The organism is Mesorhizobium sp. ES1-1, from assembly GCF_020164785.1.
In the GTDB taxonomy this organism is placed as follows: Bacteria; Pseudomonadota; Alphaproteobacteria; order Rhizobiales; family Rhizobiaceae; genus Mesorhizobium.
This window is the reverse complement of sequence record NZ_JAIUGX010000012.1, coordinates 1-15,523: the sequence shown is the minus strand read 5'-3', so window position 1 is coordinate 15,523 and position 15,523 is coordinate 1. Positions and strand designations below refer to the sequence as shown.

Annotated in this window: 14 protein-coding genes; 12 read left to right on the top strand and 2 right to left on the bottom strand. The window is 62.7% G+C overall.

What is annotated here, in order from left to right:
- Positions 1–419 precede the first annotated feature (419 nt).
- From LB513_RS19920 to LB513_RS19885, 8 genes are all read left to right on the top strand, one after another.
- Positions 420–881: a MerR family transcriptional regulator gene (locus LB513_RS19920; protein ID WP_224665404.1), complete on the top strand. Its 462-nt coding sequence runs from the start codon at positions 420–422 to the stop codon at positions 879–881.
- A 272-nt stretch (positions 882–1,153) separates the two neighbouring features.
- Entirely contained in the window at positions 1,154–2,962 is a 1,809-nt protein-coding gene (locus LB513_RS19915; protein ID WP_224665228.1) for an acyl-CoA dehydrogenase, read from the top strand.
- A gap of 51 nt (positions 2,963–3,013) precedes the next feature.
- On the top strand, positions 3,014–4,186 hold the full coding sequence (locus tag LB513_RS19910; RefSeq protein WP_224665227.1) for an acyl-CoA dehydrogenase family protein: 1,173 nt from the start codon (positions 3,014–3,016) through the stop codon (positions 4,184–4,186).
- Positions 4,187–4,217: 31 nt separating this feature from the next.
- Complete coding sequence (locus tag LB513_RS19905) at positions 4,218–5,426, top strand: acetyl-CoA C-acetyltransferase (protein ID WP_224665226.1); 1,209 nt, start codon at positions 4,218–4,220, stop codon at positions 5,424–5,426.
- 14 nt (positions 5,427–5,440) lie between these two features.
- Positions 5,441–7,660: a 3-hydroxyacyl-CoA dehydrogenase NAD-binding domain-containing protein gene (locus tag LB513_RS19900; RefSeq protein ID WP_224665225.1), complete on the top strand. Its 2,220-nt coding sequence runs from the start codon at positions 5,441–5,443 to the stop codon at positions 7,658–7,660.
- Positions 7,661–7,725: 65 nt separating this feature from the next.
- Positions 7,726–8,271: a thioesterase family protein gene (locus LB513_RS19895; RefSeq protein ID WP_224665224.1), complete on the top strand. Its 546-nt coding sequence runs from the start codon at positions 7,726–7,728 to the stop codon at positions 8,269–8,271.
- Between the two features lie 124 nt (positions 8,272–8,395).
- Complete coding sequence (locus tag LB513_RS19890; protein WP_224665223.1) at positions 8,396–9,043, top strand: helix-turn-helix transcriptional regulator; 648 nt, start codon at positions 8,396–8,398, stop codon at positions 9,041–9,043.
- 8 nt (positions 9,044–9,051) lie between these two features.
- On the top strand, positions 9,052–9,903 hold the full coding sequence (locus LB513_RS19885; protein WP_224665222.1) for a thermonuclease family protein: 852 nt from the start codon (positions 9,052–9,054) through the stop codon (positions 9,901–9,903).
- Here LB513_RS19885 and LB513_RS19880 read toward each other — a convergent pair.
- Positions 9,869–11,515: a lysine--tRNA ligase gene (locus tag LB513_RS19880; protein WP_224665221.1), complete on the bottom strand. Its 1,647-nt coding sequence runs from the start codon at positions 11,513–11,515 to the stop codon at positions 9,869–9,871. The genes LB513_RS19885 and LB513_RS19880 overlap by 35 nt on opposite strands.
- A gap of 188 nt (positions 11,516–11,703) precedes the next feature.
- Between LB513_RS19880 and LB513_RS19875 the strand changes: the two genes are divergently transcribed.
- Entirely contained in the window at positions 11,704–12,078 is a 375-nt protein-coding gene (locus tag LB513_RS19875; protein ID WP_411962732.1) for a tellurite resistance TerB family protein, read from the top strand.
- A 45-nt stretch (positions 12,079–12,123) separates the two neighbouring features.
- Here LB513_RS19875 and LB513_RS19870 read toward each other — a convergent pair whose 3' ends face one another.
- Positions 12,124–12,981 carry a transporter substrate-binding domain-containing protein gene (locus LB513_RS19870; protein ID WP_224665219.1) on the bottom strand — a complete coding sequence of 286 codons (858 nt, stop codon included), beginning with the start codon at positions 12,979–12,981 and terminating at the stop codon, positions 12,124–12,126.
- A gap of 259 nt (positions 12,982–13,240) precedes the next feature.
- On the opposite strand from LB513_RS19870, the gene LB513_RS19865 reads away from it, so the two are divergent.
- The 3 genes from LB513_RS19865 to LB513_RS19855 all read left to right on the top strand — a co-directional run bounded on the left by LB513_RS19865 (position 13,241) and on the right by LB513_RS19855 (position 15,472).
- The gene (locus tag LB513_RS19865; RefSeq protein ID WP_224665218.1) at positions 13,241–13,972 is read left to right on the top strand and encodes a helix-turn-helix transcriptional regulator; all 732 of its coding nucleotides are present in this window, start codon (positions 13,241–13,243) and stop codon (positions 13,970–13,972) included.
- 97 nt (positions 13,973–14,069) lie between these two features.
- Entirely contained in the window at positions 14,070–14,708 is a 639-nt protein-coding gene (locus LB513_RS19860) for an acyl-homoserine-lactone synthase (protein WP_224665217.1), read from the top strand.
- A gap of 14 nt (positions 14,709–14,722) precedes the next feature.
- Positions 14,723–15,472: an enoyl-CoA hydratase-related protein gene (locus LB513_RS19855; RefSeq protein WP_224665403.1), complete on the top strand. Its 750-nt coding sequence runs from the start codon at positions 14,723–14,725 to the stop codon at positions 15,470–15,472.
- Positions 15,473–15,523: the final 51 nt, after the last annotated feature.

The following is a 15,523-nucleotide window of genomic DNA, read 5'->3' as shown; positions in this document are numbered from 1 at the left end:
TACGGCCAGTCCCCAGGTCTCTGCCGGAACGAAGGCGCCTGCGGCTTTACGCAGTGGAAGACGAGCTTCCCGGGCTTTGCCCGCGCTCCGAAAAACCGTGAAAAATTCGATACAGGATAGACACGGGTAGCCGACACGCCCACATTTCCCCCAACGTGGTAAACAACGCGTTAACCAAACTTAAGAAGTTGCATCGATGTTCGAGCGACCGCCTGGTGGTGCGGCATAACGTTCGGCCCGCAAAACTTCCTTGCGCCCTGAGGCTGCTCTCGATATAGAATTGACGTAAACGTAAACGGCGCATGGAGTGTGCTGTTGCGATTTGTGTTGAAACCACGACTGGCGGCACTCCCCCGCTTCCAGTCAGGCGACGGACGGTCAACGACCGCGACGCCACCAAACGGGGAAAGCCAGTGACCATGACGCTCAACTCGGCCGGCGAGACCCCGGCCAATACAAACAATTCACCCGTGGAAGCCGGCGAGGACCTTGTCCGCATCGGCGAGATGGCCAAGAAATACGGGGTGACGCTACGCACGTTGCGTTTCTACGAAGACAAGGGCCTGCTCAACCCGTTGCGCGACGGCGCCACCCGCCTCTACACACGGCGCGACAAGGCGCGGCTGAAGCTGATCTTGCTCGGCCGAAAGGTCGGGTTCTCGCTGCGCGACGTCAAGCAGATGATGGATCTCTACGATCCGACCGGCTCCAATACCAAGCAGCTGAGGCTGGCGCTGGAAAAGTCGGAAAAGCAGCTTGCCCGGCTGCAGAAGCAACGGGCGCTGATCGACGACGCGATCAACGAGCTCGGCGGCTCGATGACGGCCGTGCGCCAGATGCTCAGCGAGCGTTCGGCGCCGCAGGCCAGCGCCGCGAGCTAAGGTTCCGCTTTCGATCGAATGGAGCCGCGTGGCCGCTGCCCCGGCGGCTTTTTTCTGTTGCCGCAGCGCTGGCGGCGGACAGCGGGTAAATCACTCTTCTTCCGGGTGCGAACCGTCGCTTGCGAAAATCATTCATAAACTCAGTTAAATTCCTCCTCGGCACAAAGAATTGACGTTTACGCAAACGTCAATTCTTGCTATCGGACCTCGACATGGCCCCGCTTGCCGTCCTGGCTGGATTTGTGGCCAATCCGCATTCGTGGAGGAAACGCATGACGATCTACAGGGCGCCCGTCCAGGACACGCTGTTCGTGCTTAATGAGGTTCTGGGCTATCAGCGCTATTCGAACCTTCCCGGATTTGCCGATGCAACCCCGGATGTGCTGGAAGCGATTCTCGCGGAGGGCGCCAAGCTCGCTGAAAACGTGATGCATCCGCTCAACCGCGTTGGCGATATGGAAGGTTGCCTGCGCCACGACGACGGCTCGGTGACGACTCCCAAGGGTTTCAAGGAAGCCTTCGACCAGTATCGCGAGGGCGGTTGGATGGGACTGGCCGCGCCGGTCGAGTTCGGGGGGCAGGGCCTGCCTTACGCGGTGCACACGGCGGTCGCCGAATATATGGTGTCGGCCAACATGTCGCTGATGATGTATCCGGGCCTGACGCAGGGGGCGATCGCGGCGATCATCACCCACGGCACCGACGAGCAGAAGGCCAAGTGGCTACCCAGGATGGTCGAGGGTGCCTGGACCGGCACGATGAACCTGACCGAGCCGCATTGCGGCACCGACCTCGGCCTCTTGCGCACCAAGGCTGTACCGAACGGTGACGGCACCTACAGGATTTCAGGCCAGAAGATATTCATCTCGGCCGGCGAGCACGACATGGCCGACAACATCGTCCATTTGGTGCTGGCCCGCATCGAGGGCGCTCCCGAAGGCACCAAGGGCATTTCTCTGTTCATCGTACCAAAGCTCAAGCTCGATGCATCAGGCAATCCGGGGGAGAGGAATGCCGTCTCCTGCGGTTCGATCGAGGAGAAGATGGGGATCCACGGCAATGCGACCTGCGTCATGAATTATGACGAGGCCGAAGGCACTTTGCTGGGGGAGGCGAATGGCGGCCTGAAAGCCATGTTCACCATGATGAACGAAGCCCGCCTCGGCGTCGGCCTGCAAGGACTGTCCCTGTCGGAAATCGCCTACCAGAACGCTGTCGCCTACGCCAAGGACCGATTGCAGGGCCGCGCGCTGTCGGGGCCCAAGGCGCCGGACAAGAAGGCGGACCCGATCATCGTCCACCCCGACATCCGCCGCGGGCTGATGACCATGAAGGCCTTCAATGAAGCCGGGCGCGCGCTGGCGCTATGGACCGCGATAAAGTCGGACATCGCTCACCGGTCGGGCGACGACAAGGACCGTCAGGCGGCCGACGACTACACCGGCCTGCTGACACCGGTGGTCAAGGGCGTGCTCACCGACAAGGGTTTTGATCACGCCGTCATGGCGCAGCAGGTGTTCGGCGGCCACGGCTACATCGAGGAGCACGGCATGAGCCAGTTCGTGCGCGATGCACGCATTGCCATGATCTATGAAGGCGCCAACGGCATCCAGGCGCTCGACCTCGTCGGCCGCAAGCTCGGCCTGAACGGCGGTCGCGCCGTGCAGGCATTCTTCAAGGACGTCGGTGAGTTCTGTGAGGAGAACCGTTCCGACGAACGGATGGCGCCGTTCACAAAAGCCTTGAAGAAGGGGCTCAACGACCTTCAGGCAGCGACCATGTGGCTGCTGCAGAACGGCATGGCCAAGCCCGACAATGCCGGCGCCGCCTCGACCGACTACATGCATCTCTTCGGCCTTGTAGCGCTGGGCTATATGTGGGGGCAGATGGCCAGGGCGGCACTCGACAAGACCGGCGCCAACGGCGCCCAATCCTCCGAAGACAATGCGGCTTTCTATGCCAACAAAGTGGTGACCGCACGCTTTTTCATGGAGCGGATCATGCCGGAGACCGGCGCTCATCTCGCCCGAATTTCGAGCGGCGCCGAGACCTTGATGGCACTGCCGGCGGAAGCGTTCTAGGGTCGCACGCCGGCACTGCCGTAGCCTGTTCGTCGATATGCGGAGGAAATCGTGGCGACAAATCCCGCCGAAGTACTCTCCTTGCCCAAGCCCGCCTGGGCGGCGGACGAGGTCGGCATGCTCTACGACATGGCGCACCGCTTCATGTCCGAGGAAATCGCGCCGCGCTATGACGAGTTCGAAAAGAACGAGATGGTCGACCGCGAAAGCTGGCTGAAGGCCGGGGCCGCCGGCCTGCTTTGCGCTTCCATGCCGGAAGAATATGGCGGCTCCGGCGGCACTTTCGCGCATGAGAGCGCCATCATCGAGGCCATTGGCCATGTCGGCGTCGACGGCTTCGGCATTGGCCTGCACAATGCGATCGTGGCTCCCTACATCCTTCACTATGGCTCGGAGGAGCAGAAGAAGAGATGGCTCCCGAGACTGGCGACGGGGGAACTGATCGGCGCCATCGCCATGACCGAGCCCGGCGCCGGCTCCGACCTGCAGGGAGTGAGGACCCGGGCCGAGAAGGACGGCAACCACTACAAGATCAACGGCTCCAAGACCTTCATCACCAACGGCCAGCTTGCCAATCTCATCATCGTCGTGACCAAGACCGACCCTGACAAGGGGGCGAAGGGCATTTCCCTGCTCGTCGTCGAGACCGACGATGTCGAGGGCTTTGAGCGCGGCCGCAACCTCGACAAGATCGGCCTCAAGGCCAACGACACATCAGAACTTTTCTTCAACGATGCGCGCGTGCCGACTTCGAACCTGCTCGGCCACGAGGAAGGCCAGGGTTTCGTGCAACTGATGCAGCAATTGCCGCAGGAGCGGCTGCAGATCGGCACCGGCGCCGTCGCCATGATCGAGCGGGCTCTCGCTCTCACCCTCGACTACGTCAAGCAGCGCAAGGCCTTCGGCAAGGCGATCATCGATTTCCAGAACACCCAGTTCAAGCTGGCCGAGCTCAAGACCGAGGCCACCGTCGGCCGTGTCTTCTACAATGACTGCGTCGCTCGCCACATCGCTGGCGGGCTCGACCCGGCGACGGCGTCTATGGCCAAGTACTGGCTCAGCGACCTGCAGGGAAAAGTCGTCGACGAATGCCTTCAATTGCATGGCGGCTATGGCTACATGAATGAATATCCGATCGCCCGCATGTTCCGCGACGCCCGCGTCCAGCGCATTTATGGCGGCACCAACGAGATCATGAAATTGCTGATCGGACGCTCGCTCTGAGCAGCGTCCGATAAACCCAGGGAGCAAGATAATGGCTGAGGCTTATGTCTATGACGCGGTGCGCACGCCGCGCGGCAAGGGCAAGAAGGACGGGTCGCTGCACGAGGTGCCGGCGGTTCGGCTTGCCGCCAGGACGCTCGAAGCCCTGCGCGACCGCAACGGGCTGGACACCGGCACCGTCGACGACATCGTCTTCGGCTGCGTCGATCCGGTCGGGGAGGCCGGCGCGGTCATTCCACGTGCAGCCGCCTTCGAGGCCGGATATGACACAAGGGCGCCGGGGATGCAGATTTCGCGCTTCTGCGCTTCGGGCCTGGACGCCATCAATCTGGGCGCCGCCAAGATCGCGCAAGGCGCCGATGACATCGTCATTGCCGGTGGCGTCGAATCCATGTCGCGCGTCGGCATGGGCGCCTCCGGTGGCGCCTGGTTCATGGATCCGTCCGTCGGCCTGCCTGGCTGGTTCGTGCCGCAGGGCATCTCGGCCGATTTGATCGCCACCAAATACGGGTTCTCGCGCGACGACGTCGATGCATACGCCGTGGAAAGCCAGAAGCGCGCCGCCAAGGCGTGGGCCGACGGCCGTTTCGACAATTCGGTCATTCCGGTCAAGGATCAGAACGGCCTCACCATCTTAGCTCATGACGAGCACATGCGGCCCTCGACCGATATGCAGTCGCTGGCCTCGCTCAATCCATCCTTCGTCATGCCCGGCGAAATGGGCGGTTTCGATGCCGTCGCGGTGCAGAAGCATCCGGAGGTCGAAGAGGTCAACCACGTCCATCATGCCGGCAATTCGTCAGGCATCGTCGACGGCGCGGCCGCAGTGCTGCTCGGCTCCAAAAGAGCCGGCAAGGCGATGGGCCTCAAACCGCGCGCCCGCATCCGCACCTTCGCCAACATAGGCTCCGAGCCGGTGTTGATGCTGACCGGTCCGGTCGACGTCACCGAGAAGCTGCTTAAGCGCGCCAAGATGAAGCTCTCCGACATCGACCTGTTCGAACTCAACGAGGCCTTCGCCTCGGTGGTGTTGCGCTACATGCAAGCTTTCGACATCGACCATGACAAGATCAACGTGAATGGCGGCGCCATCGCCATGGGCCACCCGCTCGGCGCCACAGGCGCGATGATCCTAGGCACTGTGCTGGACGAGCTCGAGCGCCGCGACCTGAACACCGCGCTGGTGACGCTGTGCATCGGCGCCGGCATGGGCACCGCAACGATCATCGAACGCGTCTGAGGGGGAGAGAAACCATGAGCTACACCAATTTCACCTTCGACACCGACGCCGACGGCATTGCCCTGGTCACTTGGGACATGCCGGGCCGTTCGATGAACGTCTTCACCGAAGAGGTGATGCGCGAACTCGACAGCATCGTCGACCAGGTCGTGGGCGACGCCGCCATCAAGGGCGCGGTGATCACCTCCGGCAAGGATACGTTTTCGGGCGGCGCCGACATCAGCATGCTGCAGAAGATGCTGACCGCCTTCGCCGCCGAAAAGGACCAGGATGTCGAGAAGGCCACCAAGGCGCTTTTCGACAATGCCGGCATCATGACCGGCCTGTTTCGCAAGCTTGAAACGTCCGGCAAGCCCTGGGTATCGGCGATCAACGGCACCTGCATGGGCGGCGCTTTCGAACTGTCGCTTTCCTGCCACGGCCGTGTCGCTGCCGACAGCGACAAGGTCCGCATGGCGCTTCCCGAAGTGAAGATCGGCATTTTCCCCGGCGCTGGCGGCACGCAGCGCGTGCCGCGGCTTACCGACCAGCAGCAGGCGCTGCAGATGCTGACCTCCGGCCAGACGCTGTCGCCGCAAAAGGCCAAGTCGATGGGTCTCATCCACGAGATCGCCGAACCGGCCAAACTGGTCGAGACCGCCAAGGCAATGATCAGGAATGGTCTGAAGGCCGTCCAGCCTTGGGACGAGAAGGGTTTCAAGCTGCCTGGGGGCCAGATTTATTCGCCGGCCGGGTTCAATCTCTGGCCGCCGGCCATAGCCATCCTGCGCCGCGAGACCCACGGCAATTATCCGGCAGCCGCCGCGATCCTCAAATGCGTCTATGAAGGGTTGCTGGTGCCCTTCGATACCGGCCTGCGCATCGAGCAGCGCTATTTCACGGAGATCATGCGGACCAGCGAGGCGGCGGCGATGATCCGCTCGCTGTTCATCTCGCTGCAGGAACTGAACAAGGGCGCGCGCCGCCCGGCAGGCGTGCCCGAAACCAGGTTCAAGAAGATCGGCATTCTCGGCGCCGGCTTCATGGGCGCCGGCATCGCCTATGTCACGGCCAAGGCTGGCATCCCGGTGGTGCTGCTCGATCGTGACGTGGAATCGGCTACCAAGGGCAAGGCGCATTCCGACGGGCTGATCTCGGATCAGGTGAAGAAGGGCCGCGCCAGGCCCGAGGAGAAAGAAAAGCTGCTGTCGCTGATCACGCCGACAGCAGACTATGCCGACCTCGCCGGTTGCGATCTCGTGGTCGAGGCGGTTTTCGAGGATTCCGGGGTGAAGAAGAGCGCCACCGAACAGGCGGAGGCGGTGCTGAAGGCATCGGCGATCTTTGCGTCCAACACTTCCACCATCCCGATCACGGACCTGGCGAAGAATTCGGCGCGGCCGAAGAACTTCATCGGCATTCATTTCTTCTCGCCGGTCGACAAGATGATGCTGGTCGAAATCATCCTGGGCAAGAAGACGGGCGACAAGGCGCTGGCGACCGCGATCGATTTCGTGCGCGCCATCAAGAAGACGCCGATCGTGGTCAATGACACGCGCGGCTTCTACGTCAATCGCTGCGTGCTTCGCTACATGTCGGAAGCCTACAAGATGCTGATCGAAGGCGTGCCGGCGCCGATGATCGAGAATGCGGCAAAGGCCGCGGGCATGCCGGTTGGCCCGCTGGCCCTCACCGACGAAACGGCCATCGACCTCGCCCAGAAGATCATGAAGCAGACGATCAGGGATCTCGGCGACAGTGCGGTCGACCCCAGGCAGATGGCGCTGATCAACACCATGGTCGACGGGCATGGACGCTTCGGCCGCAAGAACGGCAAGGGCTTTTACGATTATCCCGCCAAGCCGGCCAAGAAGAAGCTTTGGCCGGGTCTCAGGGATCTTTACCCACAGCTCAAGCCCGAGAAGGTGGACTATGAGGAACTCCAGCAGCGGTTGCTCGTCACCATCGCGCTGGAGGCGGTGCGGGTAATGGAAGAAGGTATTGTCACCGATCCGCGCGAGGCCGATGTCGGCTCGATCCTGGCCTTTGGCTTCGCGCCTTATACCGGCGGCGTGTTGTCCTACATCGACGGCATCGGCGCCAAGGCGTTCGTCAAGATCGCCAAGAGCCTGCGGAAGAAGTACGGCGCCGAATTCAAGGCGCCCAGGCTGCTGCTCGACATGGCCGAAAAGGACGAAACCTTCTATGAGCGCTTCGATCCCTATCCCAAGGGCGACGTGAAGCAGGCAGCCTGAGGCATGGATGGAGTCGAAAGTGCCACAGCGTCCTTTGCGCGTTCAAAAGGACGCGCGGGGTCGTAATGTATGTCTGGGCGCGCATGGCGCGCATGCTTGCCACGGCCCGAAGCCGTGGCCCCTATTCGATGGGCGATGAAGGCCGGCTGGCCTTCCGCTGCCTGCCGACCGACATCGATTTCAACATCCATCTCAACAATGCGCGCTATATGATGCTGGCCGATCTCGGCCGCATCGACCTGTTCTTTCGTGCCGGCCTCATCACGCTGGCGCGCAAGAACGGTTGGGCGCCAATGATGGGAGGGCTGCAGTCGGTTTACGCGCGCGAGATCAGACTGTGGCGCCGCTTCGAAGTGGTCTCTTCGATCCAAACCTGGGAGGGCACGCAGGTGATAGGCAGCCACCGCTTCGTTCTCGAGAATGGCGAGACGGCGGCCCTGATCCTGACGACCGCCGGCGTCTATGACCGCAAGGCGCGCCGCTTCATCGACATTGACGAGGTCGTCGCGACCCTGGGCAGCACGTCGACGCCACGAACGCTGACGCGGGCGGAGCAGGATTTCATGACATCGCACCATGGCCTTCGCGGCTTGGCCAAGGGCGGGTATTGAGGGCGCTAACCACTTTCCTGGCTGACAAGAACGTTACAGCTTGGCAGCGTTGGCGGTGGACAAACCCGTATCGGCGCACTAGAAGCAAAAGAGGTATTTTTTCCTGCATCGAAGGAGAGCACGCATGCTCTCGCACGACCGAGTCTGGGCCGCTATAGACGCTCTTGCTGAGCGCTATTCGCTTTCGGCTTCTGGGCTGGCCAAGCGCGCCGGGCTCGATTCGACTGCCTTCAACAAGTCGAAACGTCTGTCATCCGATGGCCGGCCGCGCTGGCCATCGACCGAGTCACTAGCCAAAATCATCGAGGCGACAGGCGCTTCGCTCGAAGAATTCGCCGGTCTCATCGAAGGCCGGGCCTCCGCCGATGCCGCATCGGCCAGCCCCAGACGCTCTGTGCCTTTGCTCGGCTTCGCTCAGGCCGGCGCTGGTGGATTTTTCGACGATGCCGGTTTTCCCGTCGGCCAGGGCTGGGACTTGGTTGAATTGCCCGCGCAATCCACCGAAAGCTCCTATGCCCTTCAGGTGCAGGGCGATTCGATGCTGCCGCTGTACCGTAATGGCGACGTCCTGATCGTCGAGCCTGGCGCAACGACCCGCAAGGGCGACCGTGTCGTCGTAAAGACCATCGCCGGTGAGGTGATGGCCAAGGTGCTCGACCGCCAGACGACAAGGTCAATCGCCCTGGTCTCGCTCAATCCCGATCATCCGGACCGCGACATCCCCATGCGCGATGTCGAATGGGTGGCACGGATCGTCTGGGCAAGCCAGTAGGTCCGCCGATGCGGCTCCCTCATCTTGCCCTGGCGGTCCTTATGGTGCCCGTGATGGCGGCCATGGTGATCGCTGGCGGCCGCACCGTGAAGGGCGGGGATAGCGTCATCGCGGTGGACCAGATCGACCCGATCGCCGACGAGGCCGCCGGGGAAAGTGCAGACACGGTTGCTGAACAACCAGCCACCGCCGCCATAGGGGCTCAAGAGTCCCCGGCACCGACGGTGCCTTCGAGGGCGATCGACCCGGAGGTCGTCGCGCCGCCCCAACTGCCCGCCGAGGGGCTTCAACGCGTCGAACCGCGCGCGCCGCTGAGCAAGCTGGCGCTGGCCGTGCCGCCTAAGCCGAAAATGCCCGACGACTGGAAGGGCACCAAACTGTTCCAGCCGATGGCGCCGGCCGCCGGGCTGCTCGAGGCTAAGGGCTATTCCGTCGCAGTATCCGGCGTCGACATCGTCAGCCAGGACGAGACCTGCGACGCCGATGGCAAGCCATGGCCATGCGGTGCGCGGGCACGGTCGGCCTTTCGCGCGTTCCTGAGGGGGCGCGCGGTTGTCTGCACGGTGCCGCCCGAGGGTGGCCGTGACCTCATCGCCGCCGAATGCAGGATCGGCAAGCAGGACGTCGGTCAATGGCTGGTCGAAAACGGCTGGGCGCGGGCCGCCAAGAGCGGTCCCTATGTCGAGGCCGGCGACAAGGCGCGCACCGCCAAGAAGGGGATTTTCGGGGCGGCTCCGGACCTGTCGGGCATGCCGGCGATGCCGGCGGCAACGAGCCCGGCGCCTCAAGCGCCGAGTTCGATCCTGGAGGATGTCGATGGCGCCCTTAAACCAGCTGACCCGCCAGCGCCCGCCCAATGAGGGCCCGAGTTTCGGCAATGCCATAGAGCGCAGCGAAGGACCCGAAACGCGGTCCGCGCTCCTGTCCGATCAGCACTTGGTAGATCATCTGGAAGAAGGCGCCGGATACACCGGGGCCGCCTTCGGGACTCTGCTTGGAATGATCCTGATAGCGTTCGATCCTGCGCGCGGCGTTGAGCGAAGCGTTCTGGATGGCCTCGCCATTGGCGTCCGGCGGCAATTCGCCAAGCGCCTTGTCGAGGGCTTCCAGCGCTTCGCGCTCGACGTCGTCAGCCGGACGGAAGGTTTTCGCCGGCTTCACGAAATCGTCGAAATAGCGGATGGCATGGCCGACCAGCTTGTCTAGCTCCGGGTGCGTCTTCGGCGTCACGCCCTGCGCATGGCGCGAGATGAAGCCCCACAGCACGTCCTTGTTCTGCGCGTTCGAGGCGCTGACCAGATTGAGCAGCAGCGAGAACGGCACCGGCATGTCGATCGCCGGTGGGTTGCCGTCATGCATATGCCAGACCGGATTGCCTAGCCGCTCCTTCCAGTCCTGCCGTGGAAACGCGGCCAGGAAGGCATAATATTCGTCCACCGCCCTGGGGATGACATCGAAATAGAGCTTTTTGGCCTGCCGGGGCCGCTGGTACATATAGAGCCCGAGGCTCTCGGTCGGTGCATAGGTCAGCCACTCGTCGATGGTCAGCCCGTTGCCCTTCGACTTCGAGATCTTCTGGCCGTTTTCGTCCAGGAACAACTCGTAGACGAAGTGTTCCGGTGCCCGGCCGCCCAGAATCTCGCAAATGCGGTCATAGACCACCGCGTTGGTCTGGTGGTCCTTGCCGAACATTTCGAAATCGACGCCCAACGCCGCCCAGCGCATGCCGAAATCCGGCTTCCATTGCAGCTTGACGCGGCCGCCGGTCACCGGCAGCGTCGTCTCCGTTCCCTCATCGTCGAAGGTGATGGTGCCGGCCTTGGCGTCGACATGCTTCATCGGCACGTAAAGCACCCGGCCGCTCTTCGGCGAAATCGGCAGGAAGGGGCTGTATGTCGCCTGCCGCTCGGCGCCAAGCGTCGGCAGCATCACGGACATGATTTTTTCATAGCGCTCGGCGGCGCGCAGCAGCATCGCGTCGAAGCGGCCCGTCTTGTAATATTGGGTCGCGCTGGCGAATTCATAGTCGAAGCCGAACGTGTCCAGGAAGCGGCAGAGCATCGCATTGTTGTGGTCGGCAAAGCTTTCGAAGTCGCCACCGAACGGGTTGGGAACCGACGAGAGCGGCATGTGCAGGAAAGGCTCCAGCGCCGCGCGGTCCGGCACGTTGTCAGGTATCTTGCGCATGCCGTCCATGTCGTCAGAAAAGCACAGCAGCCTGGTCGCGACCTTGTCCTCAGTCAGCACGCGGAAGGCATGCCGCACCATCGAGGTCCGCGCCACTTCGCCGAACGTGCCGATATGCGGCAGGCCGGATGGACCATAGCCGGTCTCGAACAGGATGGTTTGGGGGAAATCGGTGCCTTTGTAGCGCGCAATGATCTTTCTGGCTTCCTCGAAGGGCCACGCCTTGCTGTCGGCCGCTGCCGCAAGCAATTCGGGATTGAGATCGATGAGGTTTGATCCCGCCATATCAACGTCTTCCAAATCATTCGCCGGCCTGGCCGGAAGGTGGAGTTCAGCCGGTCTCTAGGCGTGCGTGGCCGGAGCGTCAACGCGTGCGACGCTTTTTCCTTGCGGCGTCAATAGCGCGTTCCTACCTTCGGGTCCGGTTCAAGGAGAAGAGTTTGCCGACACCGCATGAAGCGCTGATCTACCTGATGGTCATCACCTCCGCCTCCGACAGCGACATGACCGATCTCGAACTGGCGCGGATCGGCGATGTCGTCCGCTCATGGCCGGTGTTCGAGGATTTCAATCAAGATCGGCTGGTGGGCGTCGCCCAGTCCTGCCAGAAGATGCTGCATGAGGAAGGCGGGCTGGAAGGCGTTCTCGCGCGCGTCGCGGAAGCCGTGCCTGAGCGCTTGCGCGACACTGCCTATGCCGCCGCCTTCGAGGTGGCCGCGGTCGACCTCGAAATGCGGTTGGAGGAAGTGCGCGTGCTGCAACTTATCCGCCGCGAACTCGATCTCGATACGCTAACCGTAGCCGCCATCGCCCGCGCCGCCAAGGCACGGCTGCGCACATTGACTTAGAGCTGGCCGATATTCCCTGCGCCTGAATGGGCTGATCGGGACTGATCAGTAAAAACTGACCGGGAAATAGCGCAAATAGAGTTCGGCGAACGTGCCCTTCATCGAAATCTCCTGCAGCGCGTAGTCGAGTGCCGCGGCCAGTACCGGATCGTTCAGTCGGGTGGCGATGGCCATCCCGGTGCCCAGATATTCCGGCGCCAGATAGGGCCCGCCGGCGAAGCGACAGCAGTCCGCCGCGTCCGAGCCGCCCAGCCAGAAGGCCAGGCGCATGCCGTCGCCGAAGACCGCGTCGAGCTTGCCGGCCTTGAGGGCGGCATGGAGGTCTTCCGGCCTGTCGAAAGGGACGACCTGAACGCTGTTGAAGTAGTCGCGCAGCATGCGCTCATGCGCCGAGCCCGATATCACGCCCACGCGCTTGCCGCGCAGCTTGTCGAAGAGGGGTTCGGCAAGCGCGGTACTCCTCGGCATGACGAAACGCGCCGGGAATTGCAGGTAGGAACGCGAAAAAAGATATGTCTGGCGCGATTGCGGCGTGGCCGCGATGCCGGCGATGATCGCTTCGCCTTCGCCTTTCTCCAATGCGCCTTCCAGTTCGGCCCAGGGCAGGGCCTGGACCTGGCATTTGTCGACGATGCCAAGTTCGGCGCAGATGGCGCGCGCCAGATCGATATGGAAACCGGCCAGCTTTCCGGTACCGTCGATGAAATTGAAGGGCGGAAAATCCGTCGTGGTGAGGAATCTCAGCCGAGGCAGCGTCGAGAGATCCGGCTTCGGCAGTCGCTCCTTGGCGTCCCAGAGCACCGGGACCTGAGGCTTGGCGCTGGTGGCGCGCGCGCCGCCCGCAAGCCCCGCTGCCGAGACCAGCGTCAACGCAATGAGGAGGGACCTCCACGGGAACGCCACGATAAACCTCCGCCACACGCGTATTCCACCGGGTATTGGTACGAAAATGGGGCAGGTACAATGGTTTTTGATTTCAACATCCCAAATTCGGGATATGATTTAGTGTGTCTGCAAGCAGCAGCGCCGACTCGGTTGGAGGACAGACGTCGGCCGCCACAGGGGCAAGCGGGTGGTTTGCAGCACGTGGTCGTAGGCCGGGTGCAAGGCGAGTACCGACCAACGATCACAATGCGTAAGACAACATGGGATTGACGTTGCGATGGGTCAGTTCGATCGCACGCTGGAATTCATAGATCAGCTGCAGCACGCTGGGACGGCGGCCGCGGTCTGTCAGCAGCTTCTCGGCATAACGTCCGGCTTCGGTCTCACCGCGCTTATGGCGGGAACCGTACCGCAGCCAGGCACGCCGACCGGCCAGCAGAAACAGCATGTGCTTCTGTGCGATTGGCCCGGCGAGTGGCTGGAGCGTTATGTCGCCCGCAACTATGTCGATCATGATCCCGTCGTCAGCCATATGAAACAGCTGCAGGCGCCTTTCCAGTGGCGCGATGCGTCTCGGGGGGGCGGTGCCGACAAGAGCGGCGGCGAAGTGATGGGCGATGCCGGGGCGTACAAATTGCGCGACGGGTTGGCCTTCCCGCTGATCACGCTCGACGGCCAGATCGTCATGGTGTCGCTGGGCGGTGAGGCCGTCGAATTGTCCCCGGCCGACTTCGGCCTCGTATCGCTTGTATCGACCTACGCGGTCGGCCGCGCCATGCAGCTCCACACCATGGCTGAAAAGACTATCGACCATATCGAACTGACTCCGCGCGAACGCGAATGCCTGCAGTGGGCCGCCGTCGGCAAGTCCGAATGGGAGATCTCGCAAATCCTTGGAATCTCCGAACACACCTCGGAGAAACATCTTCTTAACGCCAAAAGCAAACTCGGTGCCGTCAACCGGGTTCAGGCCGTCGCCGAAGCGATAAGGCGCGGCTACATTAGTTAGGTCGGCCGTGCCGACTGAGAAATTCTCCCCTGCGTGATCACGCAATTTTGTCATCGAGGCACGGCCGTATCTTCCTTTGAACCCAGGAGACGGCGGAATGCTTTTTTCTTTAACAACCCAGGAATTGATGGAACGTCCCGACCTTTGGGAGGCCGTCCATCGGTTGCGCTATAAGATATTTGTCGAGGAGATGGGATGGGATGACCTCAGGCGTCCGGACGGTCTGGAACGCGATCAATTCGACCATGACGAGGCCATCCATCAGATCGTCATCAGGGGCGACGAAGTCGCCGGTTACCAGAGGCTCCTGCCGACAACGCGTGGGCATCTCCTGACAGAGGTGCTGACCGACCTCTATGAGGGAACGCCTCCCTCGGGACCGCATATCTTCGAGTTGACCCGTTATGCGGTCGCACCCGGCTACCGCGACGGCCGCCGCGGCGTATCGACCGTGGGCACCGAACTGATCGCGGGCTTCGTCGAGTGGGGGCTGAAGCGCGGCGTCAACCAGATGATCATCGAGTTCGAACCTATGTGGGTCCTGCGCGCCTTGCAATTGCATTTCCTGGCGACGCCGCTGGGTTACCAACGCACATACGGCAACCAGCAGGTCGTGGCGACACTGCTTACCTTCGACGAACACACGCTCGACGTGGTGCGGTCGCGCCGCAACCATCATGCCCCCGTGCTGGCCAGGGGATTTCCTGACATGCTCGGCCAAAGGAGGGCGTCGTGATGACGGAAGTGACCATGACGGCCCATCCGCTGCCGGAATTCCGCAACCACACGCTGGTCGTCACCGTGTCTTCCAATGACGGCCGGCCGGTGCTGGACAGGCGAGCCTATGAAAGCCTGGCCCGGACCTTCCACGAGGCCGCCGATGATGACGAAGTCCGTGTCGTCGTCCTGCGCGGTCTGGCGGGCTGCTTCTGTCTTGGCGGCGACTTCTCTGAATTCCTCGACGCCACCAAGCACCAGAAGCTGATCGCCGCCGTCACCGACCTATTCCGGACGCTGGCGACATTCCCCAAGCCCATCCTGGCCTGTGTCGATGGTGATGCGGTCGGCGTCGGCTGCACCATCCTGTTCCACTGCGACATGGTGATCGCGTCGGACCAAAGCACCTTCCGGGTGCCGTTCGTCGATTTCGGCCTGGTGCCGGATGCGGCAACCAGCATCCTGGCGCCGCGAAAGCTCGGCTATGCCGGCGCTTTCCGCTTCTTCTGCCTCGGCGACACGCTTCGCGCCGAGGACGCCAGGGCGCTCGGTCTGGTCGCCGAGATCGTGCCGGCGGGCAGCGTCGAGGCCGCCGCCCTCGGCCGGGCTCGGCAGCTTGCCAAGAAACCGGTCGCCGCCCTGCTGCAGACGCGCGGTCTGCTCAAGGGCAACACCGGGGAGCTGTGCGATCGCATCGACCAGGAGATTTCGCTGTTCCAGCAGGCGCTCCAGGACGATACGACCCTGCGCCGGTTGCAGCGCATAGCTCGGCTCGCGGCCTGAAGGCCGGGACCCAGCCATGAGTGCCGGGGGGGGGGGGGGGGGGGGGCCGCG

Coding starts and splice junctions, on each gene's coding strand:
- LB513_RS19920 (WP_224665404.1), top strand. CDS start 420: ATGACGCTCAACTCGGCCGGCGAGACCCCGGCCAATACAAACAATTCA.
- LB513_RS19915 (WP_224665228.1), top strand. CDS start 1,154: ATGACGATCTACAGGGCGCCCGTCCAGGACACGCTGTTCGTGCTTAAT.
- LB513_RS19905 (WP_224665226.1), top strand. CDS start 4,218: ATGGCTGAGGCTTATGTCTATGACGCGGTGCGCACGCCGCGCGGCAAG.
- LB513_RS19900 (WP_224665225.1), top strand. CDS start 5,441: ATGAGCTACACCAATTTCACCTTCGACACCGACGCCGACGGCATTGCC.
- LB513_RS19895 (WP_224665224.1), top strand. CDS start 7,726: ATGTATGTCTGGGCGCGCATGGCGCGCATGCTTGCCACGGCCCGAAGC.
- LB513_RS19890 (WP_224665223.1), top strand. CDS start 8,396: ATGCTCTCGCACGACCGAGTCTGGGCCGCTATAGACGCTCTTGCTGAG.
- LB513_RS19885 (WP_224665222.1), top strand. CDS start 9,052: ATGCGGCTCCCTCATCTTGCCCTGGCGGTCCTTATGGTGCCCGTGATG.
- LB513_RS19880 (WP_224665221.1), bottom strand. CDS start 11,515: ATGGCGGGATCAAACCTCATCGATCTCAATCCCGAATTGCTTGCGGCA.
- LB513_RS19875 (WP_411962732.1), top strand. CDS start 11,704: ATGGTCATCACCTCCGCCTCCGACAGCGACATGACCGATCTCGAACTG.
- LB513_RS19865 (WP_224665218.1), top strand. CDS start 13,241: ATGGGTCAGTTCGATCGCACGCTGGAATTCATAGATCAGCTGCAGCAC.
- LB513_RS19860 (WP_224665217.1), top strand. CDS start 14,070: ATGCTTTTTTCTTTAACAACCCAGGAATTGATGGAACGTCCCGACCTT.
- LB513_RS19855 (WP_224665403.1), top strand. CDS start 14,723: ATGACGGCCCATCCGCTGCCGGAATTCCGCAACCACACGCTGGTCGTC.